This is a genomic window from Streptomyces sp. NPDC015345, assembly GCF_043078805.1.
In the GTDB taxonomy this organism is placed as follows: Bacteria; Actinomycetota; Actinomycetes; order Streptomycetales; family Streptomycetaceae; genus Streptomyces.
The window spans coordinates 623,581-647,347 of record NZ_JBIBTX010000002.1 but is presented as its reverse complement, the minus strand read 5'-3'; the positions used below and the strand labels follow the sequence as shown (position 1 = coordinate 647,347).

The following is a 23,767-nucleotide window of genomic DNA, read 5'->3' as shown; positions in this document are numbered from 1 at the left end:
CCAGTGATTCAATGCTCGTGCTGAAGGAATACATCTAACAAAACGGCCAAACATTGATACCTATATCTGCGCGGAAAGCTCCGCGAACAGACCGCAGTGGCAGCGGGTCCGCCGCGCGGTGCGCGCCACGCGTGCTCCTGTGGGCCACGGCGGGCCTGGTGGCCCTCGGCTTCCTGATCGCCCTGGAGATCGTCGCGCGCCGCCACGGCGTGCCGGGGCCGATCACCGCCCAGGCCCGCGAGGTGATCTTCGCGCCGAAGCCGGGGCCGCTGTACGGCGGCCTCGCGTTGATGATGGTCGTGCTCACCTGGCGGCAGCGGCTCATCGCGGCTGCTTTCGCGGTCGGCGTCGATGTCGTCTTCGTGCTGGTGCGGTGGGCGGTCGACGCCGATGTGCCCGAGGACCAGTACTTCGGCAACGGCGCGCTGTGGGCGATGCTGGGCTGCGCAGTGGTCGCCGTCACGCGCCGCACCGGCAAGGAACGCGTCCTGATGCTGAAGGGCGTCGGCCTCGGCCTGCTCCTGGTGACCGGCCGCAAGACCGGTGACACGTGGCTGCTCATCACGTCGAAGACCCGCCCGACCGTGCTCGATCCGTACGTGGCGATGGCCGATCACGCGCTGGGCAGCCCCTCGTGGGCGGCAGGGCGGATCCTCAGGGCCACCGGCCCGGTCGGCACCCACGTACTCGACCTGGTCTACGCCCAGCTCGCGGTCGCCGCGGTCGCCGTCGCCCTGTACCAGCTGCGCAAGGTGGCGGCCGAGCGCCGCTTCCCGCGCCACCACCTGGTGCGCACGTTCCTCGTGATCGGCCTGCTCGGGCCGGGCATCTACATGCTCTTCCCGGTGGTCGGGCCGATCTTCGCCTACGGCCCGGGCACCTCCGGCACGGGCGGCGTGGAGTGGGCGGTGGCCGACCTGTGGCCGCACACACCGCCGCCGCTCGACGTCCCGCATCCGGTGCCGTACGACGGAATCACTCCGCGCAACTGCATGCCGAGCCTGCACACCGCGTGGGCCACCGCGATCTTCATCCACTCCCGCAAGGGGCCCCGCGTCCTGCGCTGTGCGGGGGCGTTCTGGCTGGTCGCCACGCTCGGCGCGACGCTGGGGTTCGGTTACCACTACGGCGTGGATCTCGTCGCCGGCGTGGTGTTCACGCTCACCGTGGAGGGGGCCCTGCGGGCGTTCGACCGCGGCTGGGACCGGGCGGGGATCCAGCTCGTCGCGTACGGCACCGCCGTCTTCGCCGCGCTCCTGGTGTCGTACCGCTGGCTGCCGATGGAGATGGCCGCGCACCCGTGGGTGGCCGGTCCCCTTGTCCTTCTTTCGATGGTTTCAGTGATCTACGGATACGTACGGACCACCAGAACGTGGGAACCGAGGGCGGCGCCGGTCCCGCGGGCGGAACCGCAGCCCGAACTGGTCTGATCGTGGCGGGCCGCGGGCCCGTGGCCCGCCCCGCCCCGCCGGTGAACCTTCAGGTACGACCGCGCGTCTGATACACCACGACCGTGTGCCGTGGCTCTCCGGCGGCTCCGGCAGAAGGAGCGGAAGGACTGGAAAGTATGGCGAGGTTCGACCCGATCACGCGCAGGCTCCGGCAGCTCTTCGCCGTCCTGGACACCGACGACGACGGATTCGTCACGTGGGAGGACCATCAGCGGATGGTGGACGCGTACGCGGAGCACTACTCGCTCGCCCCGGACGACGCACGTCTTACGGCGCTGGCCGCGGCGTACTGGGCGCAGTGGCTGGGCCTGCTGGCGAAGTCGGCGCCGGGGCGCTTCCGGCTGTCCCAGGAGGAGTACGTCGCGGCGCACCGCGCGGTGGGATACGACACGGACCGCCCCGACCTGCTCGAGAACCTGGCGAAGGCGCTCTTCGCGGTCCTGGACTCCGACGGCGACAAGAGGATCAGCAGCGACGAGTTCGCCGCGTACCTCGCCTTCCGAGGCGTCTCGGGCGAGGACGCGCCGCTGGTCTTCCAGCGCCTCGACCTGGACCGCGACTCCTACCTCTCGCAGCGCGAGATCGCCCGCTCGCTGCGCGCCTTCCACCTCAACAACGACGGTCTCCACGCCCCGGGCGGCATCTTCCTCGGCATCCACTGAGCGGCGGCCGGGCCGCCGAGGGCAGCCACCGGCCCAGGCAAACCCCCCGGGCCGCTCCGATAGCATGATCTAAGTCATGATGCCCACCCCGACCCGCCGCCCTTCACCGGAAAACCATATTATCTGGCACGAAGAGTGAGCCATTTAACCGACATCTAACAAATCGGCCATACAATTGCTAACTACATCGTCGCGAATACTCTCGCGTAAAAACTTCAGAAGTCTGTTCGTCGCATGGCGCAAGCCGAAGCCGATGCTGTGGACCGCGGCGGGCGTGGTGACCCTCGCGTTCCTCATCGCCCTTGAGTTCGCCGCGCGTCATTACGGCCTGCCCGGGCCGATCACCAATCAGGCGCGAGAGGTGCTGTTCGCTCCGAAGTCGGGGCCGCTGCTGTACGCCAGCATGGCCCTGATGCTGGTGGTGCTGCCCTGGCGGCAGCGGTTCATCGCGATTGGCGCCGCGGTCGGCATCGACATCGTCTTCTTCCTGGTGCGGTGGGCGGTCGACGCCAAGATGATGTTCGGCAACGGCGCCCTGTGGGTGATCATCGCCTGCGCGGTCATCGCCGTCACCCGCCGCACCGGCCCGGAACGCGTCCTTCTGCTGAAGGGCGTCGGCCTCGGCCTGCTGCTCGTGGCCGGGCGCAAGACCGGCGACGCCTGGCTGCTCATCACGTCCAAGACCCGCCCGCAGGTGCTCGACCAGTATGTGGCGACCGCCGATCACGCGCTCGGCAACCCGTCGTGGGTGGCGGGCCGGATCGTCGAGGCCACCGGCGCGGTCGGCGCCCATGTCCTCGACTACGTCTACATCCAGCTCGCGGTGGCCGCGGTGGTCGTCGCGCTCTACCAGCTGCGCAATGTCGCGTCCGAGGGCCGCTTTCCCGGCCACCACCTGGTGCGCACCTTCCTGGTGATCGGCCTGCTCGGACCCGGCATCTACATGATCTACCCGGTGGTCGGACCGATCTTCGCCTACGGCGCCGACGGCGGACACTGGGCGGTGGCGAACCTGTGGCCGGACACGCCGCCCTCGGTCGTCACACCGCAGCACATGCCGTTCAACGAGATCACCCCGCGCAACTGCATGCCCAGCCTGCACACCGCGTGGGCCACGACGATCTTCATCCACTCCCGCAGGGGCCCACGCCTTCTGCGGTACGCGGGCGTCTTCTGGCTGATAGCCACGCTCGGCGCGACGCTGGGATTCGGTTATCACTACGGCGCCGATATCGTCGCCGGTGTGGTGTTCGCGTACACGATCGACGCGGCGCTGCGCGCGTACGACCGGGGCTGGGACCGGGCGGGAATTCAGCTCGTCGTCTACGGCACGGTCGTCTTCACCGCGTTCCTGGTCTCCTATCGCTATCTGCCGATGGAAATGGCCAGGTATCCGTGGCTGTTCGGGCCGCTGCTCATTCTGGGGATGGCCTCGGTGGTCTACGGCTATATGCGGACCGCCAGGCTGTGGGAGCCGAAGGCGGTACCGGCGAAGCCGCTCGAACCGCAGCCCGAGCTCGTCTGAGTCAGGCCGGATCAGGCCGGTTCCAGGTGTCGGGGCGAGCACTTCCGGGTGGGAGTGGGGCGTGAGCCGTCCCACTCCCCTCCACTACGAAGCCCTCCACCACGAAGCTACGACGTCACGACGCCACGGCGGGACGTCAGCCGTCCTTCTTGGCCATGGCCTTGCGCACGGCGTCCTTCGTGCGGTCCATCAGCGCGGCGACCGGGCCGAGCGCCATGTTCGCCGCGCCGGACTCCACACCGGGGTGGGGACGGGTCGGGGCCATGGCCTCCGCCGCCTTGACGGCCTTGGCCATGGCGGCGAGATTCGTGGCGTCGGTGCTGCGCCTGATGTGCGTGAACTCGTAGCGCTCCTCGGCGCGTGCGTGCTCCTGCACGTCCTTGCGGAGCTTCATCAGCTGCGGCATGAACTTCGGGTCGTCCGTGTCGGCGTCGTCGAGCGCGGCGAGTGTCTCCTTGGCGGCCCGCTCCTCGGCGAGGCGGTCCTCGACGATCTGCTCACCGCCGGGCAGCGAGCGCCGCGAGAACGGGTGGACGACCTCCTCCTCGGCGGTCTCGTGCACGGCGAGCAGCCGCACCAGGCGGCGGAAGGCATCCCGCCGCTCCTCCCCCGTCGCCTTCTCCACCTCGTCGAAGAGGTTGCGGATGTCACCGTGCTGACGCATGAGCAGCGAGACCACGTCGTTGTCGGCGGCGCGGTCGTCCCCGGCGTGGGGCGTGTGGAGCTCTGACATCTGCCGGCCCCTCACTTCTCGCGCATGGCGGGGTCGGGGTGCTCCCCCTCGGACTGGACGCGGTACTCGCGGCCGAACATCTCGTCGTGCTGCGCCATCACCCGCTCGCTCGGCGGCTTCTCGCCGCCGTGGATCTGCTCCTGCATCGCCTCGAACCGCTCGTGCGCCTCGCGGACGTAACCGGATCCGAGCGTGGTCAGGTCCATCTGTGTGTCGAGCAGCTCGCGCAGGTACTGCTTGTTCGGCTCGAAGGTGAGGACGTTCGGCAGCTGCGGGGCGAGCACTTCCTGCGGTTCGCGGCCGTCGTGCCGGCGCATCAGGTCGCAGGCGATGTGCAGGTGCTCCAGCTCCATGTTCAGGTGCAGCTCCCAGACCGCCTTGACCTTGGGATCGCTCTCCTGCTCCATGAAGGAGTAGTAGAGGTAGCACTCGTTGTACTCGTGGTTGACCAGCTGCTCCCACCACGTCTCGCCGGGGTCGACGAGCGATTCGTAGTGGGTGACGTGCTCCTCCTCGATGAGCCCGATCTCCTGGTAGAGCTGGCGGGCGATCGGCTCCATGTAGGTGGGGCCGGTGTTCATGTAGAAGTTCATCGTCTGCTGCTCGGCCGAGAGCACGGTCAGGGCGTGCAGCTTGGAGAGCGGGTCGGTGGCGTCCTTGTCGTACGGGTCGCGGACGTTGTCGACCGGGTCGCGGTGGTGGTACTTCGTCGGCCGGCCCGGCATGACCTCGGTCAGCCCGTCGACGATCGACTCCGCCTTGCGGTGCTCGATCATCTCGTACAGGTTCGCGTACCGGTACAGATGGTCGAAGTCCTCCAGGACACCGAACTGGTAGGCCTGCTTCAGGTACGGGTCGGGCTCCATGCGGGCGATCCACGCGGTGAGGTCGACGGCCACCTGCTCGTAGGCGATCGTCGTCTCCAGGACCGACGACACACCGGGCAGCAGCCAGTTCACCGCCTTCTGCTGCTGTGCCTCGATGTAGCGCACGCTCGCCAGTTTCCGCTTGACCTCCGGGTCCACGGTGTTGCGGGCGAGCTGGTGGCTGAAGAGGATCGCCTCGACCTCGATGCCGTTCATGGTGATGATCCGGCACCGGGTGTACGGGTCGCAGTGGTCGGGGTCGATCGGCTGGACATTCAGCTCACGCCAGTTGCGCAGTTGACGGTCCAAGGGGATGCCCCGCTGTTCCAGGGGGTTGAACGTCATGGCACGGTCTCCTCGGTGAGAGATGTGGAGGGCGGAGTACCCCTTGCTCCGGAGATCCACCCCGGAATGTGCGGGAAGTCCGTTGCCATGCCTGCCCTCGCGTGGCGGTGACGGTCGATCGAGCGCGACAATTGACCCGACCGGTGTGGCCCGTGGGCCGCTTGCACCGCTGCCCCCGGTCTCCACCGGTGGGCGAAGCCATCGGGGCATGTGAGGTAGTTTGCACCCTTTTGCGGGGGGTACCGGCTATGCAGGAGGCGATCATTTCGCTCCCTGGCCCTACGGCCAGGAGAAACGACACCACCGACTGGAACCCGGAGCCACCATGCGCCTTTCGTTTCTGCAACCGCTCCTGGACCACCCCGGCCCCTGGGCGACCGTGTACTTCGATCCCGGACAGGCGGACGAGTCGGGCGCCAAACGGCGTGAGCTCTCCGTACGGGACGTCTGCCGCACCCTGGAGCAGCAGGGCGCCGACGAAGCCACCACGGAAGCCGTCCGCGCCGACCTGACGGAGCTGTCGCCCGCACAGGACCCGGCGGGCCGCGTCCTCTTCGCCACCGGCGGTGAGGTCGTGCTCAGCCACCGCCTGTCCCGGCGGCCGCAGTCACCCTCGGCCTCCTGGGCCCCGCTGCCGCGCCTCGCACCCCTGCTGGAGCTGTCCGGCCAGGACCCCGTGTGCCTCGTGGCCTACATCGACCGCACCGGCGCCGATTTCCAGCTGCGGGAAGCGGGTGGCCGCCCGCAGGACTCCGGGCACGTGGAGGGCGAGCAGTGGCCGGTGCACCGCACGGCGACGTCCGACTGGTCCGAGCGGCACTTCCAGCTCAAGGTGGAGAACACCTGGGAGCACAACGCCGCGCAGATCGCCGAAGCGCTGGCCACCGCCCATGAGGAGTCCGGCGCCGATGTCGTGGTGCTGGTCGGCGACCCGCGTGAGCGGCGCTCGGTGCACGACAAGCTCCCGGAGGAGGTCAGGGCCGTCACGGTCGAGACCGAGCACGGCGGCCGGGCCGCCGGTTCGGACTCCGCGGCGCTGGAAGAGGCCATCGAGAACGCCCGGCAGGAGTGCCTGCGGCAGCGCATCGAACAGACGCTCGACCGCTTCCGGGCGGGCAGGGTCGGCACCGACCGGCCGACGGACGCCGTGGAGGGTGTGCCCGCCGTGGTGGACGCCGCCCGCCAGCACCGCATCGACACCCTCCTCGTCCGGCCCGGCGGCCCCGATCTGCACCAGGAGATGTGGGCCGGCCCCGAACCGGACCAGGTGGCGGTGCGACGGACGGACGCGGAGGCCCTCGGTGACGGCTCCCCCGTCCCCGTACGCGCCGACGACGCGCTGCTGCGCTCCGCGACAGCCACGTCCGCGGACGTGCTGATCATCCCCTTCGAGGAGGTGAGCGACGACATCCCGGCGGGAGGGCTCGGCGCCCTGTTGCGCTGGTCGTACGAGCCGACTGCGGCATAGGGAGACCCCGGGAGACCCCGGACCCCCGTGCCCGCGAGAAAGGGAGGTGCTTGTCGTGGACCGAGGCAGCAATCCGGTGAGTCCGCGCAAGGACGACGAGTTGAAGCACGAACTGGAGGGCTACTTGCGCTCCGGTCAGCACACACACGTCGAGGAGGCGAACGACCCCGAGCCGCCGGCCGACGACGACGTGGTCGTGGACCCGGGCGGTCCCGTCCCGCCGCCGGGCGAGGAACGGGAGCGCGCCCGCTCCTTCGCCGAGGCCGAAGCCACGCGTCTGGAGCTGAGCCGCCATCTGGAGCGCAGCACGTTCCCGGCCGACCGGCAGACACTGCTGGAGACGCTGGAATCACGCCATGCGCCGGACTCCGCACTGCAAGCGGTGCGGCGGCTGCCCGAGGGTGAGACGTACGACAACGTCACCGACGCCGTACGCGCCCTCGTCGCCGGATAGTCCCGACAGCCCGGGCAGCACGGGCACGCGAGCCCGCACGCTGCCCCTGAGTCCCCGTCCTGGTCCGGCCGCGCGGCGATTTCAGCAACGCGCGTCCCCCCGTCCGCACCATGAACCATCACTCAGCTGGAGGTGGACGTCATGTCATCAACGTCCCCCAGGACCCAGTCCTCCATGGAAACGCACCCCGACATCGTCGACATACGCGAACGCCACGAGATGGCGGAGCGCGCGGCGAGCACTCCCAAGATCCAGGCCGTCGAGACGATGGCCTTCCTCACCGGCCTCTACCTGGCGGCCTCGCCGTGGATCGCGGGCTTCAACGGCCTGACACGCCTGTCGGTCACCAACCTGATCGTCGGCATCGCCTACGCCCTGCTCATGAGCGGCGGCTTCGGCCGGGCCTACGAGCGCACCCACAGCATGGCGTGGGCCTGCTGCGCCCTCGGCGTGTGGACGATCGTCGCCCCGTGGGTCATCGCCGGTGACGTCAGCACCACCAGGTCCGTCGTCAGCAACGTCATCACCGGTGCCGTGATGCTGCTGCTTGGCCTGGCGGCCAGCGCGGCCGCCAAGGCGGGAGGAAAGTCCGACTCCGCCGGGCACGGCAGGGCGCGGGCCTACCGGGCCGGCCCCCGCTGACCGCGCGGCGGCCGGACCACGGCGCGCCCCCGGCACCGCGAGTGCCGGGGGCGCGCCCCTGTCATTCGTTCGTACGCCGCAGCGGCCCCCAGGGGCCCGCCTCACGGGCCACTTCCTCGCGGGCCTCATCGATCATCTTCCCGTCGATCCAGGCCAGCGGCTCGACGTCCTGGACCAGCGGTTCGTTGTCGGGGCCACGGGCGCACTCGTGGCCGAGCAGGACCCAGGGGCGCACCCCCGGCCCCTTCTCGCGCGGCAGGTGCGAGTAGTCGTGCAGTCGGCGCGCCACCCACAGCTCGGCGGGCCTCTCCTCCCACCAGGGCTCGATGTCGAGGGGATTGGCCGAGAGGCCCGGCATGCGTACGCCCGTCAGGTCGTCCCTGCTCATCACCTTGCCGAGGTCCGTCGCGGGGCCGCGGGACCAGCGCACGTACAGGCCCTGGTGCCGTGCCACGAGGCGTGCCAGCTCCCGCAGGGTGTGCAGGACCGGCAGGTCGTCGTCCGAACTGCTCATGAGAGGGGTCGCTTTCCTTGTTCCGATACGTTCACATATAGCCCGTTACGTTCCCGCGTATGTCCCGATACGTTCTCGCGTCCATGTGCGAAGAGTGCCCTGATCATCGAGAGGCAGGCCTCGGGCCCGGATCGTTTGGAGGGGTGTGTCGCGGGCACTTCGGAAGACCGGCGCGCGACCATCAGTGGGCGGGCGCGACCATCCGGAACACACAGCACGAGGTAAGTCATGAGCGACCAGAACATGGCGGACGACGCCTACCAGCCCACCGGTGACAACGAGGAGCAGGAGGACGCGACGCCGCTGGACCTCCAGGACGCGCTGGACGAGCGCACCTACGACGACATGCTCGACGAGGGCTACTCGCCGCCGGAGAAGCCGCTGGGCGTCACCAAGACCGGCACCACGGCGGCGGAGCAGCACGAGGGCGAGACGCTCGACGAGCGGCTGCGGCAGGAGGTGCCCGACACTCAGGTGCCCGAGGGGGACGGCGTCGGCGATCTGCCGGGCGGTGAGGGCGAGCCGGTCGACCCGGAGGCCGGCGGGGACCGTGCGGGCCGTCTGGTGGCACCGGACGAGGGCGCGCGCACCGACACCACCAAGGAGGTCGTCGCCACGGACGAGGGCATCGACGGCGGCGCGGCGTCCGCCGAGGAGGCGGCGGTGCACGTCGTCCCCGAGGAGGACCTACCGCTGGCTCCCGAGGACCGGGACCGGGGCTGAGGATCCCGGTGCGGGCGGTGGGCTTCGGCGTCTCCGGCTCGGGCGTCCCCGGCTCGGGCGTCCCCGGCTCGGGCGCCCGCGGCTCGGGCGTCCCCGGCTCAGGCACCCGCGGCTCGGACGTCCCCGGCTTCACGGCGCCGGTGGGCGATGCCGCTCACGGGCGCGGGTTCTCGCGCCGCCACGGGGGCCGCGCGTCGGTGCCGGTCCGGCCGGCCACGGAGGCGCACCTGCGGCACAGCAGCTGTACGCGGTCGGCGGCGCCGCCGGACTCCGGGATGGCGTCGGTCCACGGCACGTGCGGGAAGCGCGTGAGCTGCGACTTGGCGAGGGAGAGCCCGCAGACGGTTTCGTTGCGGCCGGGCTGCCACGCGTGCGCCTCGCCCGCGGGCAGCCGCCGACGGCCCTCCTCCTCGTCGATCCACTGCCCGGAGGCCGCCACCGCGTATGTGGTGCGCCGGGCCATCGCAACCACCTCCCATCGATCGTGTCCCTGCTGAATCCACCGCACTTCCTGGAGGCGCCATGACGGCCGACGACGAAGCCCCTGAACACCGCTGCCATGGCTACCGGCGCTACGACGAGCGGGGCACAGTGCCCCTCGCGGGTTACGCCACCCTCGCCACGGCCTTCGCGGCGGCCACCGGCACCCTCACGGTGCTTGCGCGCCGGCGCGGGGCCACGCTGCCGGAGCGGGTGCCGCCGTGGGACGTGCTGCTGCTCGGCGTCGCGACGTACAAGACGGCCCGGCTGCTCACCAAGGCCAAGATCACCGGCTTTCTGCGGGCGCCCGTCACCCGCCGCGTGGAGGACGCCAAGGCGGGCGAGGTCATGGACGAGCCGCTCGGCGGCAACGCCGTCAAACAGGCGGTGGGTGAGCTGGTGACCTGTCCGTTCTGCGCCTCGACATGGTCGGCGACGGGACTTGTCGGGGCCTACGTCCTCGCTCCTCGCGGCGCCCGGCTGGTGGGCGCGGCGCTGAGCGCCATGACGCTCGCCGACTGGCTCCAGTACGCCTGGACCTGGACCCAGGAGAACGCCGAGGGCTGAGAGAGGGCCCAGACGCGCCCGCGGCCGGCCGCACCGGCCAGCCGCGGGAAGCCCACGGAGCCCGAGAGGGCTCAGCGGGTGACGGTGTGCCGTTCGTTCGGGACGCAGTGCGTCATGGTCAGCCCGCTGACGTCGCGCGGCGGGTTCTCGCCCAGGTTCGCGAGGCGCTTGCGGTCCTCGTCGGTCAGGTCCTGGCTCGCCAGCGGCTGGAGGTGCGCCACGTCCTTGGGACTGATGCCGATGCCCTCGCCGACCTTGAGGCCCAGCTCGTTCTCCACGAGGAGGAAGTGCCAGACCATCCGTTCCTGGATCTCCCGGGGGCACTGGGAGAGCAGGTCGATGAAGTTCCGGACGAGGTCGTCGCGCTCCCACTGCTCCATCAGGCAGTAGCGCTGGCCCGCCTGGAGGTAGTCGTTGGTGAGCGGGATGCGCTTGCGCGTGAGCCTGCCGTGGATCTCCGGCCCTTGCTCGTCGTGGGTCGGGTACCGCGCCTCCTTCAGGCCGCCGGTGATGGACGGCTCGTAGTTGACGATGGGGTTCTCGCCGGCGCCGTCGACGTGATACGTCATCAGGCCGTCGCGCTGGTTGGTGCGCACGTCGGCGTTCTTGGCCTGGTTGACGGGCAGTTGGAGGTAGTTGGGGCCGACGCGGTAGCGCTGGGTGTCGCTGTAGGAGAAGGTGCGGCCCACCAGCATCTTGTCGTCGGAGAAGTCCAGGCCGTCCACCAGCACGCCGGTGCCGAAGGAGATCTGCTCGTTCTCCGCGAAGAAGTTCTCCGGCATCCGGTCGAGCACCATCCGGCCCACGGGCTTCGGCGGGAAGTCCTGCTCGGGCCAGGTCTTGGTGTCGTCGAGCGGGTCGAAGTCCAGCTCGGGGTGGTCGCCGTCCTCCATCACCTGGACGAGCAGCTCCCACTCGGGGTGATCGCCGCGCGCGACCGCCTCGTACAGGTCCTTCGTGGCGTGTCCGAGGCCCTCCGCCTGTACGTTGGCCGCGTCCTCCTCGGTCATGCTGCGGACGCCCTGCTTCGGCATCCAGTGGTACTTGACGAGGAGGGTCTTCCCCTCGTCGTTGACCCACTTGTACGTGTTGACGCCGAAGCCCTGCATGTGGCGGTAGTCCGACGGGATGCCGCGCGGGCTGAAGAGGTTGACCAGCATGTGCATGGACTCGGGCGTCTGCGACATGAAGTCGAAGATGCGCCGGGGCTGCTGCTCGAAGGTCACGGGGTCCGGCTTCAGCGCGTGGATGACGTCGGGGAACTTGATGGCGTCCCGGATGAAGAAGACGCCGAGGTTGTTGCCGACCAGGTCCCAGTTGCCGTCCTCGGTGTAGAACTTCACCGCGAAGCCGCGGGGGTCGCGGGCCGCCTCGGAGGAGTCACGGCCGCCGATCACCGTGGAGAAGCGCACGGCGACATCCGTGCGCTTGCCGGGCTCCTGGAAGAGCTTGGCGCGGGTGAAGCGGCCGATCGGCTCGTCGCCGAACTTGCCGTACGCCTCGAAGTAGCCGTAGGCGGTCACGCCGCGGGCGTGCACGACGCGCTCGGGGATGCGCTCGCGGTCGAAGTGACTGATCTTCTCCAGGAACTGGTAGTTCTCCAGCGTCGCCGGGCCACGGGCGCCGACGGTGCGCTGGTTCTGGTTGTCGTAGACCGGATGGCCCTGCCGGTTGGTGAGCGTTCCGCGCTCGTCGCCCGGAGCGGGGCCCTTGCTCGATACGTCCGTCACGATCTGTCGACTCCTTCAGCCCGATTCGTTCCTCTTGCTGCCGTTTTGCTGTGCTTTTGCTGTTCTTTTGTCGCTGTTCGTCACGCTAAGCGCGTTACCGGCCGGGCGCCGCTCAGCCGTTCGCGTCATCCGTGTCGTCGCGCGCCCGCTCGTCGTCGCCCTCGGCCTGCGAGGGCGTGGTGCGCTCCGGCGTCTGTCCCTCCTCACCGGTGGGGTCGCGGTCGCCTTCCGCCTGGGACGGTGTGCTCTCACTCATGTGTCCTGCCTCCGCTTCTCGCCGCTGCGGGGTCCTCTTACCTCCCATGCTCACCCCTGGACGCGTTCGTGTCCGTTCGTGGCGGAGCCACCCGGGTACCCGCCCCTCGTCCACCCATCCACCCTCCGCGGCGCGGCCGGCGCTCCCGAAGGGCACCGCGGGCCGTCATGGCCGACGCTGGACGCAGGGCTACGGGTGATCCGTCCGGCGACTCGACCCGACGCCGCTTCCCGGCAGCAGGCCGGGGCACGGCACAGAAGGAGGTTCCATGACCGCGCCCAGCGCTTCCACCGCTTCCACCGCCAAGGTGGCCGTCGTCACCGGCGCCGACTCCGGCATCGGACGGGCCACGGCCGTCCGGCTCGCCGAGGCCGGGATGGATGTCGGGATCACCTGGCACAGCGACCGGGAAGGCGCCGAGCGGACCGCCGACGAAGTGGGCAAGCACGGCCGTCGCGCGGCCGTCGCCCAGATGGACCTGACCCGGCTGCCCGATGCCGCACGTGTGGTCGACGACCTCGCCGAGCAGCTCGGCCGCGTCGACGTCCTGGTCAACAACGCCGGTACCGGCACCGCGACGCCCTACCTCGACCTGGGGCACGAGGACGTACGGCGCGTCCTGGACGTCGACCTCGTCGGCCCGTTCCTGTGCGGCCAGCACGCCGCGCGCCGCATGATCCGGCAGGGCGACGGCGGCCGCATCGTCAATGTGACCTCGGTCCACGAGCACCAGCCGCGCGTCGGCGCGGCCCCGTACTGCGCCGCGAAGGGCGGGCTCGGACTGCTGACCCAGGTGATGGCCCTGGAGCTCGCGGAGCACGGCATCACCGTCAACTCCGTCGCGCCCGGCGAGATCGCCACGCCCATGACCGGGCAGGAGGACACCGACGTACACGAGGAGTCCCGGCCGGGGATCCCGCTCGGGCGGCCCGGTGACGCCCGGGAGATCGCCGCCGTCATCGCCTTCCTCGCGGGACCCGACTCCTCGTACGTCACCGGCGCGTCCTGGGTCGCCGACGGCGGAATGGTGCGGATGGGCCCCCAGGCCGGATCGCACCTGCGCAGCGACGAGTGGCGGCGGCCCTGAGCGTGCCGCGTGAAGAGGCGGCGCACCGGTCCCGGCGGTATAAGGGAGGTCCGGCACCGCACGCACCGGCACCGAGCGGTGCGGTACCGCAACTGGCCCGTGTCGAACCCGCCGGTCCGGGTACCGGAGCTGCCTGGAGCAGGGATCGTCGGAGACCGCCGGCCCGCACGCCCGGTGCGGCGCCCGGCATCCGGAAACGGAGCAGCAGGTGACGCCGAACGCAGAAGACACCACCCCGAAGGACCGGAAGCCGATCACGGAGCTGCCACCGACGGGCGGAGCGGCCGGGGGCTCGCCGCACCACGCGTTGCCGGTCGAAGAGCTTCCGCCCGACCTCAACCAGGCCATCCTGGAGGCCACCAAGCAGGTAGCCGCCGTCCTCAAGAGGAACGACCACGACTTCGCCCTCGCCGGCAGCGTCGCCGTCTACGCGCACGGCGGGACCGGCAACCTCCAGCACGACGCCGACTTCTGCATCAAGCCCGAGGACGCCGAAGCCGTCGCGGCCACCCTGGAGCAGGCCGGTCTCGCGGTGTACGCGCCGCCGGAGGACTGGCTGCTCAAGGCCAAGTGCCTCGGCCAGGACATCGACCTCATCTTCGAGCTGGCCCATCAGCCGGTGACCGCCGAGCTGCTGGGGCGGGCCACGGAGCTGCCGGTGGACTCGGTGCGCATGCCGGTCCTGGCGCCGACCGACCTGATGCGGGCCCTGCTCGCCGCCTTCTCCGAGCATCACTGCGACTTCGGCGCCGTGCTGCCGATCGCGCGGCAGCTGCGGGAGATGGTCGACTGGGAGGCCGTGCGCGACGAGTGCGGGGACGCGCCGATGCCGGCCGCCTTCCTGTATCTCCTCGAGCGCCTGGACGTCATCGCACCGCGAGGAGGAGACCGATGAACGACCATGCCAACGTCGAGTACCGCATCGCCCACCTGAAGGAGCGACTCGCCGCGGAGGAGCTGGGCGAACTGGGCATCCGCATCGAGCACCGCGGCTCGTCCGTGAACGTCGTCGGGACCGTGCCCACCTCGCATTGCCGCGAGGAACTGCTGCGGACCGTGCACGACCAACTGGCCGGTCTCACGGTCCACTGCGACATCGTGGTGGCCGATGCGGCGGCCCCCGACCACCCGGAGGAAGTCGTATGATCCGCATCGCTGCCGTGGGCGACATCCACATGGGCCTCGACAGCAAGGGCCTGCTCAGGCCCGCCTTCGAGACGCTTGACGACTGCGCGGACCTGCTGCTCCTGGCCGGGGACCTCACCCGCCACGGCACGGTGGAGGAGGCGCGGGTGGTCGCCGAGGAGGTGGCCGGTCTGCCGGTGCCGGTCATCGCCGTGCTCGGCAACCACGACCATCACGACGAGCGGCCCGAGGAGGTCACCGACGTCCTGCGCGACGCGGGCGTACGGGTCCTCGAAGGGGAGGGCACGGTCGTCGACGTCGACGGGGCGCGGGTGGGCGTCGCGGGCACCAAGGGGTTCGGCGGCGGGTTCGTCGGGCGCAGTGGGAGCGAGTTCGGCGAACCGCTGATGAAGGAGTTCATCCGGTACACCCGCCGCTGCGCCGATGGCCTGCGGACCTCGCTGGACGAGCTGGCCGGGCAGGGGTGCGACACGCGGGTGGCGCTCACGCACTTCGCGCCGGTGGCGGACACCCTCGCGGGCGAGCCCCTGGAGATCTATCCGTTCCTCGGCAGCTATCTGCTGGCGGAGGCGGTGGACGGGGCGGGCGCGGACCTGGCCGTCCACGGCCACGCGCACGCGGGCACCGAGCACGGCATGACCAGCGGCGGCGTCCCGGTGCGCAATGTCGCGCAGCCCGTCATCCGCAAGGCCTTCAACGTCTACCACCTGAAGGGCGGCCGGTCCGCCGGGACCGCGGCGGCCGCCACCGGCAGCGCGTAGTCAGCCGCTCCTCCCGCTCAGCAGCTTCTGTACGCCGCGCACCACGTCCTGGGCGGTGACCTCGGTCAGGCAGGGGTGGCCGGGCACCGGGCAGTGACGGGCGCGGGTGGCGGCGCAGGGGCTGTTCTGGTCGCCGAGGAGGACGGTGGGCACGCCGTAGGGGCCCCGGCGTTCGGCGGGGACGACCGGGGAGAAGACGGAGACCACCGGGGTGCCGGTCGCGGCGGCGAGATGGGCCGGGCCGGTGTTGCCCGCGATGACGACGTCGGCCGCCCGCAGCACGCCCGCCAGGGTCCGCAGGTCGGTGCGCCCGCCGAGGTCCACGGCCGTGCCGCCGCTGACCTCGTGGGTGAGGGCGGCCTCGCGGGGGCCGCCGGTGACGACGACGCGGTGGCCCGCGTCGGCGAGCAGCGAGACCGCCTCGGCCGCGCGCTCGGCGCCCCAGGAGCGCGCGGGCGTGCCGGCCCCCGGGTGCAGGACGACGTAGGGGCCGTTGCCGGTGAGGCCGGTGGTGTCGGGGGTGGGCAGGACGCGCAGCCGCCCGTCGTCCGCGGGCCTCGGCAGGAAGCCCAGGGCGGCGGCCGTGTCGAGCGCCGCCTCGGCGTCATGGCGGCCGGGAAGGCGCCGGTGGGGGCCGTCGATGAGGCTGCCGGAGTCGTCGGCGCTGTCGGCCCCGATGTGCCGTACGTACGCCATCCGCAGCAGGAGGGCGGCGGGCAGCGGGCTCTGCTCGAAGGACGTGAGGACGAGCGCGACGTCGTACGACTCGTCCCGCAGCCGCTCCAGGAGGCCGTCGACGTCCGCCTCGTCCACCGTCGGGGGGCGTGGGCCGGTCCATGGCGCCTCCCATACGAGGACGCCGTCGACGTGCGGCAGCAGCCGCGCGGCCTCCGCGCCGCGCGGCCCGCACATCAGGGTCACGTGGTCGGCCCGGGTGGCGAGAGCGCGGACGGCCGGACCGGCCAGCAGGACCCCTGTCATGCCGTCCAGGCAGACGACGAGCGCCTTCACCGCGCCGCCTCCCCGCGGGCATCGTCACCATGAGCAGGCACGGTGTACGCCTCCCTCGGCGCTCGGCACGTTCCGGGGCCCGCTCCGCGCGGGCCGGTCGATGAGGTCGGCGACGGTGCGCTTGAGGCCGTCGCCGAGGGAGACCTTGGGCGTCCAGCCGAAGATCTCGTGGGCGAAGCCTGTCTGGGGCCCGGGCGGCTCGGCGGCGGCAGCGGCGTCGTGGGCGCCGGTGAACTCCAGGCGGGCGCCGGAGCCGGTCAGGTCGATCACCCGGCGGGCGATCTCCTCGACGGTCGCCGTCGGCTCGCCGCCGATGTCGACCGGCCGCACCGACCGGCTCGCGGCGACGAGGAGCACACCCTCGACCGTGTCGTCGACGTAGCACAGCGAGGGTCTGCGGCTGCCGTCGCCGGGGACGGTGACGGGCCCGCCGCCCAGTGCCTGCCGGACGAGGTCCGGGATCAGCGGGCCGTCGTCGGGCGCCATGCGCGGTCCGTACGCGGGAAAGAGGCGCACTATTCCCGCGTCGGTCTCCCTCGCGCTCACGAACGCGGTGGTCAGCGCCTCCGAGAAGCGCTGGGAGCCGCCGTCCGGTACGGGGCGGTCCCCGCCGGGGTGCGCTCCGGCGGAACAGGTGGAGACGAGGAGGAAGCGCGCGCCGTCCCGGTCGGCCAGGGCGAGGGCGTTGCGGGTGCCCCGGGTGCCGGCGTCGGGCGGGTTCGAGGGGCGGGGTGCGAAGACGGCCCGGGGGGCGGGGCAGGCGGGGTGGAGCACGAGGTCGTACGGCCCGGCGAGAGTGCCGGGGCAGCCGGGCCGCGCGATGTCCCGCTCCAGGTAGCGGAACCCGGGGTGGCCCGCCAGGTGCTCGACGTTGTGCGCCGCGCCGGCGGGCACGTCGTCGACACAGTCGACGTCGACTCCCGCGTCGAGCAGGCGTTCGCACAGATGGGAGCCGAGGAAACCGGCGCCCGAGGTCACCACGGCCTTCTCCCACGGGGGCGGGACCACCGGCGCCACGGAGAACATCGCCGATGTCATGGGACGACCTTCCTTCCGCCGACGAGAGGTGCGCGGTCCGGGCGCGTCACGGCCAGGACGGCTCCTTGCGGGGTACGACGACCAGCTCGGACACGGCGCTGCCTGCCGGGACCGACAGGGCGTACAGGACCGTGTCCGCCACGATGTCCGGGCTCTGCAACATGGACACGTCGGCGTCCGGGAAGCGCTCCATGATGAACGGGGTCTCCATGCCGCCGGCGATGATCCCGGTGACACCGATGCCGACGCAGTCGCGCTGCGCCTCCTTGAACAGCGTGTGGGTGAAGGCGCGCAGGCCCGACTTGCCCGCCGCGTACGGACCGGCCTCGGTCCAGGTGCGGTTCGCCGCGGTGGAAAGGATGTTCACGATGTGGCCGCCGCCGCGGGCGATCATGCGCCGGTACGTCTCCAGGCACAGGTACATCGGCCCGAGCAGGTTGGTCTCGATCACCCGGGTCACCTCGGTCGCCGTCAGATGCTCGATCGGCTTGGAGACGTCCACGGCGGCGTTGTTGACCAGAATGTCGATGGCCCCCCCGGCTTCCCCGGCCTCCTCCAGGTCCCGGAAGACGGCGGCGACCGCGGCGGCGTCGCGTACGTCCATCTCCACGAAACGGGCGTCGAGGCCGTCGCGGCCCAGCTCGTCGCAGAGCTCCTGGGCGAGGTCCTTGCGGACGTCGGCGACGACGACCGCCGCGCCCGCCCCGGCCAGTCTCCTCGCGATCGAGGCGCCGAGGCCCCGGGCGGCGCCGGTCACCAGCGCCTGCTTGCCATGGAGGTCGACCTGCGCTCCGCCACCCATGCCTGTGCCTTCCTTCGTGCGCCTGGCGGCGGCTCGCTCCCGGCCACCGCTCCGCTTCCCACTGTGACGCCGAGCGGGCGCTCCGGCACCTCGGGCCGGGCCACCCGGCGCACGGCGCGCGACTGTGGCCCCCGTCACCGGCACGGGCCCCGCACCCGTGCGCGGACCCCTGTCCGTGGCCGTGTGAGCAAGCACACCAGAACCGCCAAATCGCGTACGGGGCCAATGACTTGGGGCCGCCCGGCGCGGCGTCGGGCCGAGCGGCGCCCGGGCTCGTGAGCACCGTCTGTCAGCATGGTCACGCCGTACATCCGGAACGTCCGCCCGCCTCAGCGCGCCGAGAAGACGTCCTTCCGGCGACGCGGCGCCCCCTCCCAGATCCGGTGGAGCGACCGCGCAGTGCTGCCCGGTGTCCGTGCTCCTGCCGATCCTCCGCCTGGGTCCCTGCGGACCGCCTTCCGAGTCTTCGAGTGCCTGTGTCTTCCTCTCCTGTCCCTGCCGCCGCCGTGGACGTCTCCCGTTCGCCGTGGCGCTCCTTGAAGTACCGCAGCATGCGCTGGTGGTCCGTCGCCAACTTCGTGTCCAACGCCGGTACGTGGATGCAGCTGACCGTGCAGAACCTCCTGGTCCTGCAGATCACCGGGTCCGCCGCCGCCACGGGCCTGTCCATGTCCGTGCAGGCCGCGCCCGCGCTGCTCATGAGCCTCGTGGGCGGCGCCGCCGTCGACCGCTGGCCCCGCAAGGTCACGGCCGCCGTCAGCCAGGCCGTCCTGGGTGCCATCGCCTTCACCACGGCCGTCCTCGTGGCCACCGGCGGGCTCAATCTGACCGTGCTCATGGCGCTGGCCGCCGTCACCGGTGTCGTCGCCACGGTCGACGGTCCCGCGTGCGCCCTGCTGGGCAATGACCTCGTGCCGCCGGAGGACGTGCCGTCCGCCATCGGCGTGGGCTCGCTCGTCCACAGCGCGGGCCGCCTCGCGGGCGCGGCCCTCGGCGGTGTCACGGTCGCCTTCCTCGGTACGGCCGCCGCGTACGCCGCCAACGGCCTGTCCTTCCTCTTCGTCGCCTCGGTGATCCCCTTCCTCCGGCCGGCGTACGGGGCGCTGCGGCAGGCCGCGCCCGCGCGGCGCGGGGCCAGGACCGGGGGCGAGGACACGGCGGCCGACATGACCGTGCGGCAGGGCCTGATGTTCTTCCTGCGGCGGCCCCGCCTGGTCGCTCTCGCGGGCGTCACCGGCATCAGCGCGGTCTTCGGACGGAACTACACGCTCACCCTGGCCGTGCTCGTCACCGGGCCGCTCGCCGGGGGCGCCGGGTCGTTCGGCACGGTCTCCACGGTCCTCGCCGTCGGCGGCATCATCGGCGCGGTCCTGGGTGCCCGGCTGCGGCGGCCGTCCGTGCGGCTCGTGGGGCTGCTGGCCGCCGCGGGTGCGCTGCTCCAGGTAGTGGCGGGGTTCTCGCCGTCGTTCGCCGTGCTGCTCGTCCTCGTGCTGCCGATGGCCGTCGTCGAGTCCGTCTCGGACACCGCGGGGAAGACCGTCCTCCAGACCGACCCGCCCGCGCATCTGCGGGGCCGGGTGCTCGGTGTGTGGGGAAGCATCAGCACGGCCTGGGGGCTCGCGGGTCCGCCCGCGCTCGGGCTCCTCATGGAACTGGCCGGTGCGCGGGGCGCGCTGGTCTCCGGGGGGCTGATCATCGCGGGGTCCATCGGCGCCGGGTTCGTGCTGCGCAGGCGGCGGAATGTCACCGTGCCGGTGCTGGTCCGCAAGGGGGACGTGGCGGTGGCGCCGGCCGCTGCGCTGAGTACGGCGGCCTGATCCCGCCGGGGGGCGAGGGCGCGGGGCGCGTGGCGCGGTCGCGTCTGCCGGGTGGGGGGTTGTTGGCGGGTGCGGGCTGCCTTGTGGCTGAGCGCGCAGTTCCCCGCGCCCCTAGGGGGTTGCCGGGCTGGGCTTGTTTCGCGGGTGCGGGTTGCGTTGTGGCTGAGCGCGCAGTTCCCCGCGCCCCTGACGGGGCGCGAGTGGCGCCCCCTAGGGGCGCGGGGAACTGCGCGCGCAACCACGACTCACCCGCACCCGTAGAACAAGCCCAGCCCGGCAACCCCCAGGGGCGCGGGGAACTGCGCGAGCAGTCACCGTCAACCCGCAGCCGCAGTCCGCTCCCCCCGCACCGGCAGCCCCCGCGCCGCCTCCAGTACCTCCGCCGCCGTGATCCGCAACAACCGCTGATCCGGGCGGAGCCCATGCGCGTTGCCGGGACGCACCCTCCCCCCATCGTCATCGGGATGCCACAGCACCCGGTGCCGCGGATCCGCCGGCGGGCCCCAGAGCCGCGGCGCGACAGGGCCGAACAGCACGACCGACGGAGTCCCGAGCGCCGACGCCAGGTGGGCGAGCCCCGTGTCCCCCACGATCACGCACCGCGCGTACGCCACCAGCGCCGCCAGCCGGTCGAACGGCACATCCTCCGCGCCGCCCAGCACGGCGCTCGCCGGCAGCCCGGCCTCCGCCGCCACGAAGCGCGCGGTGCCCTCCTCCCCCGCCCCCGCCGTCACGACGACCCGCTGCCCGCCCCCGGCCAGCTCCCGCGCCACGGCGGCGAACCGCTCCGGGGGCCAGCGCCGGGCCCCGGCGTCGGCTCCGGGATGCACGACGACCGCGCCGGGCGCCGGGGAGGGCGTGGCCGGCACGGGGATGCTCAGGTCCGCGGGGTCCGCCGGGACGCCGTACCAGGAGAGCAGGCGGCACCACCGCTCCCGCTCGTGCTCGTCGTCCCTCCAGGCGGGGCCCTCGATGTCGGGGGTGCCCGGATGCGCGTACGCCATGAGCCGCCCGGGGCGCAGCCGCTGGAGGAGCAGGTGGCTCGGGGGGCCGTTGCCGTGCAGGTCCACGGCGAGGTCCGGCGGCGGTCCCGTCCACGGCAGGGCGCCCGGCACCGCGCGGCCGGGCGCCGAGACGGGCAGCAGCCGGTCCACCAGGCCGGTCGCGGCGGCGGGCGCGGCCAGCCTCTCGGGCGCGGCCAGCACGATCTCGTGGTCCGGCAGCCGACGCCGCAGGGCGCGCAGCGCGGGTACGGCGGTCAGCAGGTCGCCGAGGCCGAGCGCCCGCAGCGCCAGCACTCGGGGGCGGTCGCTCACGGCCGGGTTCCCGCCGCCGCGGCGGCCCGGCGGGCCAGCAGGGTGGTGGAGCGACCGTCGAGGTACGGCAGGACGACCGCCTGACCGCCCCACGCGTGCAGCGCCTGCGCCTCGGGCAGGTCCTGGACGGAGTAGTCGCCGCCCTTGACCCACACGTCGGGCCGCAGCCTGTTCAGCAGCTCCTGCGGGGTGTCCTCCTCGAAGACGGCGACGGCGTCGACGCTGCCGAGCGCCTCCAGGACCCGTACCCGGTCCGCCTGTTGGTTGAGGGGGCGGCCGGGGCCCTTGCGGCGGGTCAGGGACGCATCGGAGTTGAGGCACACGATCAGGCAGTCGCCGATGCGCCGGGCGCTCTCCAGGAGGCCGACGTGGCCGGCGTGCAGCAGGTCGAAGCAGCCGCCCGTCGCCACCACCGTGCCGCCGCGCGCCCGCACCCGCTCCGCGACGGCGAACGCGTCGGTGCCCGGTGTCTCCCGCGGGCCCGAGGCGGGCATCGTCCGCCACAGGGCCGGGTTCGTGGCGCCGCCCGCGGACACGAACGCGGCGGCCTCGGCCACCGCACGCTGGAGCGCCTCCTCCGGGAGCGAGCCGTCCGCGAGCGCCGCGGCCGTCGTGGCGGCGAAGCAGTCTCCCGCGCCGCAGGGGTCGCCGGAGGCGTGGTAGGGCGACGGTATGAGCATCGGCGTACCGGAGCCGGGCCTGGTCAGCAGGACGCCGCGCTCGCCCAGGGTCACGGCGACGCCGGCGGCCCGCCAGCGGTCGGCGAGTGCTGTGCCCCGCTCGGCGTACGAACGCAGGGTCTCGCCGTCACCCGGGCACAGGAGGCGGGTCTCCGCCGCGTTGGGGGTGACGAGGCGGGCGCCGGGGACGGGGGCGTCGCCCTTGGGGTGCGGGTCCCAGACCAGGGGGATGCGCGGGGTGACGGCCGCCAGGTGATCCCGTACGGCGCTCGCCGTGTGGCGTCCGTAGTCGGCGACGAGCACGGCGTGGGCCTGGGCCAGCGCGTCGCGTACGGCGGCGTCGGGCTCGCCCGGTGTGCCGCCGCCGCGGTCGATGCGCACCAGGGGGCGGCCGGACGCCATGACGCGGGTCTTCACCGGCAGGGTGCCGTCCAGCGGCAGCTCCACCAGCCGTACGCGCCCCTTCAGTTCGCGGCGGACGGCTTCGCTCGCGGGGTCGTCGCCGAGCGCGGTCACGAGGATCACCTCGCGGCCGCCGCGGGCCGCGAGCGCCGCGGCGAGCCCCGCGCCGCCGGGGTGGCGGCGGTCGGCGGTCACGTCGACGACCGGGGCGGGGGCGTCCGGGGAGAGCCGGGTGGCGACCCCTTCGATGTCCTCGTCGAGCAGGACGTCCCCGACGACGACGAGCGGCTTCGGTCCGGTCACGGTGTCCTCCCGTTGACGGGGACCGCGGTGGGCGGCGCGGTGCGGCCAACAGTGGCGGTCACGGTGGCGGGTCGCTCGGTGAGCGCCGCGTCGAAAGCCTCGCAGAGCAGGTGGACGGCGACGAGGTGGGCCTCCTGGACGGTCGCCGTGGTCTCGCCGTCGACGTAGAGCCGTTCGTCGGCGGCTTCGCCGAGCGGGTTGGGGCCGGGGCCGGTGAGCGCCCAGACGCGCAGCCCCGCCTGCCGGCCCGCCACGGCGGCGGTGATGAGGTTGGCGCTGCGGCCCGAGGTGGACAGCAGGATGAGGATGTCGCCGGGCCGGCCGTGTGCGGAGACCTGGCGGGCGAACACGTGGTCGAAGCCGTAGTCGTTGCCGATGGCGGTCACGCTGGAGGTCTCCGCGTGCAGGGAGATGGCCGAGTACGCGGGCCGCTCCTGCCGGTAGCGGCCCACGAGTTCCGCCGTCAGGTGCTGGGCCTGGGCGGCGCTGCCGCCGTTGCCCGCGGCCAGCAGACGGCTGCCGGCGGGCAGCGCGGCGGCGAGCCGGACACCCCACTCCGTGATCCGGCCGAGGCTGTCCCGGCGCAGTCGGCGAAGCGCGTGCTCCAGTGACCGGCAGTGCAGATGCGCGGCATCGAGTGCAGGGGATTCGGTCATGCTGATCGGGTCGCCGCGTGTCCCTGAGGACAGCGACGGGCCCGCACCTCCTTCAGCTGTCGGTGCTTCCGCGGTCGGTCGGGAACGGGGGCCGGGCCCTCCGGGGGTGCGGGGGGCTCCGAATCGGCGTGGCGGAGGCCGGAGGCGCGGCCGAGGCCGCCCGGGAGCCGGAGGCCGGAGGCGCGGCCGCCCGGGAGCGGCAGGGCGTGCGACGCGGACCGGCGGCATATGGGGGCCACCAAGGCGCCGTGGAGCCCCACGTCGGCCTGGTGGAGGCCGCAAGGCACCGAGAGCGCCCCGGAACGGCAGCACACGATGCGGACCGCCTCGCA

At 72.3% G+C, this 23,767-nt stretch carries 25 protein-coding genes; 13 read left to right on the top strand and 12 right to left on the bottom strand.

Annotated elements, in window-relative coordinates; genetic code table 11:
* Positions 1-131: 131 nt before the first annotated feature.
* The 3 genes from ACF062_RS09155 (at position 132) to ACF062_RS09145 (ending at position 3,638) form a co-directional block, all read left to right on the top strand.
* Positions 132-1,430 carry a phosphatase PAP2 family protein gene (locus ACF062_RS09155; RefSeq protein WP_392137125.1) on the top strand — a complete coding sequence of 433 codons (1,299 nt, stop codon included), beginning with the start codon at positions 132-134 and terminating at the stop codon, positions 1,428-1,430.
* Between the two features lie 137 nt (positions 1,431-1,567).
* Positions 1,568-2,113 carry an EF-hand domain-containing protein gene (locus ACF062_RS09150; RefSeq protein WP_392137124.1) on the top strand — a complete coding sequence of 182 codons (546 nt, stop codon included), beginning with the start codon at positions 1,568-1,570 and terminating at the stop codon, positions 2,111-2,113.
* A 253-nt stretch (positions 2,114-2,366) separates the two neighbouring features.
* Positions 2,367-3,638 (top strand): phosphatase PAP2 family protein, encoded by a 1,272-nt coding sequence (locus ACF062_RS09145; RefSeq protein ID WP_392137123.1) that lies wholly within the window; start codon positions 2,367-2,369, stop codon positions 3,636-3,638.
* A 136-nt stretch (positions 3,639-3,774) separates the two neighbouring features.
* Here the strand turns inward: ACF062_RS09145 and ACF062_RS09140 are convergent, their stop codons facing one another.
* Both ACF062_RS09140 and ACF062_RS09135 read right to left on the bottom strand, forming a co-directional pair.
* Positions 3,775-4,371: a hemerythrin domain-containing protein gene (locus ACF062_RS09140; RefSeq protein ID WP_392137122.1), complete on the bottom strand. Its 597-nt coding sequence runs from the start codon at positions 4,369-4,371 to the stop codon at positions 3,775-3,777.
* 11 nt (positions 4,372-4,382) lie between these two features.
* Positions 4,383-5,582, bottom strand: coding sequence for a hypothetical protein (locus tag ACF062_RS09135; RefSeq protein WP_392137121.1), 1,200 nt, complete (start codon positions 5,580-5,582; stop codon positions 4,383-4,385).
* A 325-nt stretch (positions 5,583-5,907) separates the two neighbouring features.
* Here ACF062_RS09135 and ACF062_RS09130 point away from each other — a divergent pair, with 325 nt between their 5' ends.
* The 3 genes from ACF062_RS09130 (at position 5,908) to ACF062_RS09120 (ending at position 8,146) form a co-directional block, all read left to right on the top strand.
* Positions 5,908-7,050 carry a Vms1/Ankzf1 family peptidyl-tRNA hydrolase gene (locus ACF062_RS09130; protein WP_392137120.1) on the top strand — a complete coding sequence of 381 codons (1,143 nt, stop codon included), beginning with the start codon at positions 5,908-5,910 and terminating at the stop codon, positions 7,048-7,050.
* A gap of 55 nt (positions 7,051-7,105) precedes the next feature.
* Entirely contained in the window at positions 7,106-7,504 is a 399-nt protein-coding gene (locus ACF062_RS09125; protein WP_392137119.1) for a DUF2795 domain-containing protein, read from the top strand.
* A gap of 174 nt (positions 7,505-7,678) precedes the next feature.
* Positions 7,679-8,146, top strand: a complete 468-nt coding sequence (locus ACF062_RS09120) for an SPW repeat protein (protein WP_223777617.1) — start codon at positions 7,679-7,681, stop codon at positions 8,144-8,146.
* 61 nt (positions 8,147-8,207) lie between these two features.
* Here the strand turns inward: ACF062_RS09120 and ACF062_RS09115 are convergent, their stop codons facing one another.
* Positions 8,208-8,660 carry a DUF6098 family protein gene (locus ACF062_RS09115; RefSeq protein ID WP_356571724.1) on the bottom strand — a complete coding sequence of 151 codons (453 nt, stop codon included), beginning with the start codon at positions 8,658-8,660 and terminating at the stop codon, positions 8,208-8,210.
* Between the two features lie 228 nt (positions 8,661-8,888).
* Here ACF062_RS09115 and ACF062_RS09110 point away from each other — a divergent pair, with 228 nt between their 5' ends.
* Complete coding sequence (locus tag ACF062_RS09110; RefSeq protein ID WP_392137118.1) at positions 8,889-9,383, top strand: DUF5709 domain-containing protein; 495 nt, start codon at positions 8,889-8,891, stop codon at positions 9,381-9,383.
* Between the two features lie 154 nt (positions 9,384-9,537).
* Here the strand turns inward: ACF062_RS09110 and ACF062_RS09105 are convergent, their stop codons facing one another.
* Positions 9,538-9,846 carry a hypothetical protein gene (locus tag ACF062_RS09105; protein WP_392137117.1) on the bottom strand — a complete coding sequence of 103 codons (309 nt, stop codon included), beginning with the start codon at positions 9,844-9,846 and terminating at the stop codon, positions 9,538-9,540.
* Between the two features lie 59 nt (positions 9,847-9,905).
* On the opposite strand from ACF062_RS09105, the gene ACF062_RS09100 reads away from it, so the two are divergent.
* Positions 9,906-10,430 (top strand): DUF1360 domain-containing protein, encoded by a 525-nt coding sequence (locus ACF062_RS09100; RefSeq protein WP_392137116.1) that lies wholly within the window; start codon positions 9,906-9,908, stop codon positions 10,428-10,430.
* A gap of 71 nt (positions 10,431-10,501) precedes the next feature.
* Here ACF062_RS09100 and ACF062_RS09095 read toward each other — a convergent pair whose 3' ends face one another.
* Positions 10,502-12,160, bottom strand: a complete 1,659-nt coding sequence (locus ACF062_RS09095) for a catalase (protein WP_392137115.1) — start codon at positions 12,158-12,160, stop codon at positions 10,502-10,504.
* A gap of 112 nt (positions 12,161-12,272) precedes the next feature.
* Positions 12,273-12,416 carry a hypothetical protein gene (locus tag ACF062_RS09090; protein ID WP_392137114.1) on the bottom strand — a complete coding sequence of 48 codons (144 nt, stop codon included), beginning with the start codon at positions 12,414-12,416 and terminating at the stop codon, positions 12,273-12,275.
* 268 nt (positions 12,417-12,684) lie between these two features.
* Between ACF062_RS09090 and ACF062_RS09085 the strand changes: the two genes are divergently transcribed.
* From ACF062_RS09085 to ACF062_RS09070, 4 genes are all read left to right on the top strand, one after another.
* Positions 12,685-13,503 (top strand): SDR family oxidoreductase, encoded by an 819-nt coding sequence (locus ACF062_RS09085; protein ID WP_392137113.1) that lies wholly within the window; start codon positions 12,685-12,687, stop codon positions 13,501-13,503.
* A gap of 208 nt (positions 13,504-13,711) precedes the next feature.
* Complete coding sequence (locus ACF062_RS09080) at positions 13,712-14,398, top strand: hypothetical protein (protein ID WP_392137112.1); 687 nt, start codon at positions 13,712-13,714, stop codon at positions 14,396-14,398.
* Positions 14,395-14,649: a hypothetical protein gene (locus tag ACF062_RS09075; RefSeq protein WP_223777610.1), complete on the top strand. Its 255-nt coding sequence runs from the start codon at positions 14,395-14,397 to the stop codon at positions 14,647-14,649. Before ACF062_RS09080 ends, ACF062_RS09075 begins: the two co-directional genes overlap by 4 nt.
* Entirely contained in the window at positions 14,646-15,410 is a 765-nt protein-coding gene (locus tag ACF062_RS09070; protein WP_392137111.1) for a metallophosphoesterase, read from the top strand. The genes ACF062_RS09075 and ACF062_RS09070 overlap by 4 nt, the downstream gene beginning before the upstream one ends.
* Here ACF062_RS09070 and ACF062_RS09065 read toward each other — a convergent pair whose 3' ends face one another.
* The 3 genes from ACF062_RS09065 to ACF062_RS09055 are packed head-to-tail and all read right to left on the bottom strand — an operon-like array spanning position 15,411 to position 18,261.
* A complete protein-coding gene (locus ACF062_RS09065) occupies positions 15,411-16,421 on the bottom strand; it encodes a glycosyltransferase family 9 protein (protein ID WP_392137110.1) in 1,011 nt (336 codons plus the stop codon).
* 24 nt (positions 16,422-16,445) lie between these two features.
* Positions 16,446-17,459: an NAD-dependent epimerase/dehydratase family protein gene (locus ACF062_RS09060; RefSeq protein WP_392137109.1), complete on the bottom strand. Its 1,014-nt coding sequence runs from the start codon at positions 17,457-17,459 to the stop codon at positions 16,446-16,448.
* Positions 17,460-17,505: 46 nt separating this feature from the next.
* The gene (locus tag ACF062_RS09055; protein ID WP_223777606.1) at positions 17,506-18,261 is read right to left on the bottom strand and encodes an SDR family oxidoreductase; all 756 of its coding nucleotides are present in this window, start codon (positions 18,259-18,261) and stop codon (positions 17,506-17,508) included.
* Positions 18,262-18,767: 506 nt separating this feature from the next.
* Between ACF062_RS09055 and ACF062_RS09050 the strand changes: the two genes are divergently transcribed.
* Positions 18,768-20,078, top strand: coding sequence for an MFS transporter (locus ACF062_RS09050; RefSeq protein WP_392137686.1), 1,311 nt, complete (start codon positions 18,768-18,770; stop codon positions 20,076-20,078).
* A gap of 317 nt (positions 20,079-20,395) precedes the next feature.
* Here the strand turns inward: ACF062_RS09050 and ACF062_RS09045 are convergent, their stop codons facing one another.
* From ACF062_RS09045 to ACF062_RS09035, 3 genes are read right to left on the bottom strand one after another with little or no spacing between them, the layout of a single operon-like run.
* The gene (locus ACF062_RS09045) at positions 20,396-21,394 is read right to left on the bottom strand and encodes a glycosyltransferase family 9 protein (RefSeq protein ID WP_392137108.1); all 999 of its coding nucleotides are present in this window, start codon (positions 21,392-21,394) and stop codon (positions 20,396-20,398) included.
* On the bottom strand, positions 21,391-22,779 hold the full coding sequence (gene rfaE2, locus ACF062_RS09040; protein ID WP_392137107.1) for a D-glycero-beta-D-manno-heptose 1-phosphate adenylyltransferase: 1,389 nt from the start codon (positions 22,777-22,779) through the stop codon (positions 21,391-21,393). The genes ACF062_RS09045 and rfaE2 overlap by 4 nt, the downstream gene beginning before the upstream one ends.
* Positions 22,776-23,435 carry an SIS domain-containing protein gene (locus tag ACF062_RS09035; protein ID WP_392137106.1) on the bottom strand — a complete coding sequence of 220 codons (660 nt, stop codon included), beginning with the start codon at positions 23,433-23,435 and terminating at the stop codon, positions 22,776-22,778. Before ACF062_RS09035 ends, rfaE2 begins: the two co-directional genes overlap by 4 nt.
* Between the last annotated feature and the right edge of the window lie 332 nt (positions 23,436-23,767).